This is a genomic window from Bartonella sp. CL70QHWL (assembly GCF_042194855.1).
Classification (GTDB): Bacteria; Pseudomonadota; Alphaproteobacteria; order Rhizobiales; family Rhizobiaceae; genus Bartonella.
This window is the reverse complement of the sequence record NZ_JBHINJ010000093.1, coordinates 1-1,028: the sequence shown is the minus strand read 5'-3', so window position 1 is coordinate 1,028 and position 1,028 is coordinate 1. Positions and strand designations below refer to the sequence as shown.

Here is a 1,028-nt window from a genome sequence, read left to right as displayed (position 1 = left end):
TGGTTAAAGGAAGATGCGGGGGAAAATACTTGTCGTGTACTTACCAATGTACGCTGTCTTTCTGAAGGTGTTGATGTACCCACTCTTGATGCTGTTCTATTTTTACACCCGCGCAAAAGTCAAATTGAGATTATTCAAGCAATAGGACGTGTAATGCGTCGAGCAGAGGGTAAAAAAAGAGGCTATATCATTCTACCCGTTGGGATACCCGCTGATATTCCGCCGGAAATAGCCTTAGAAAACAACCAAAAGTATAATGTCATCTGGCAAGTTCTCAATGCTTTACGTGCTCATGATGATAACTTTAATAAAATAATTCACCATATGCACAAAAAACAAGACGTAAGCGATGCTCTTGAAATTGTTGCTGCTTCTCAAGAACTTGCGTTAGAAGATACGACCACGGTTATTGATGATTTACCTATACGCTCAAAATTAGAGTATTCAGGACTTAATATTGGGTTAGCAACTTATGAATCCTCTCACACATGTGAAGAACAAGGAGAACTCCCCCTTTTTTCTAAATGTAAAGATGTCATTAAAGCTGCTATTGTTAATAGATTTTACGACCCTAGCTATTGGAAAAAATGGGCAATAAATGTTGGTGATCTTGCTCAAACTCATATCACACGCTTAACTGAGGTTTTGACGAAATCAGAAACTGAAACACGGCGTGTGTTTAATGATTTTATGACCGAATTACGTAGTAATTTAAATACAACTATCTCCGAACAAAATGCGATTGAAATGCTTGCGCAACATCTTGTGACGCGTCCAGTCTTTAATGCTTTATTTGAGGGGCATCAGTTTGTTCAAGAGAATCCCGTATCTTGTGCTTTACAACGTGTACTCAATGTCCTTGATAAAGTTACCCCTAAAGAAGAATCTCAAGATCTCAAAAATATTTCTAAGAGTGTACAATTTTACACGCGTGGAATTACCAATCTTGAAGCACAACAAAGTTTAATTGTAGAGCTTTACAATGAATTTTTCCGTTATGCTTTTCCGCGTACAGTAGAAAAATTAGG

1 protein-coding gene is annotated in these 1,028 nt (G+C 37.5%); it reads left to right on the top strand.

Annotated elements, in window-relative coordinates; all coding sequences use genetic code 11:
• On the top strand, positions 1–1,028 hold a 1,028-nt coding region (locus ACFIJZ_RS09875; protein WP_375631983.1), incomplete at both ends, for a helicase-related protein.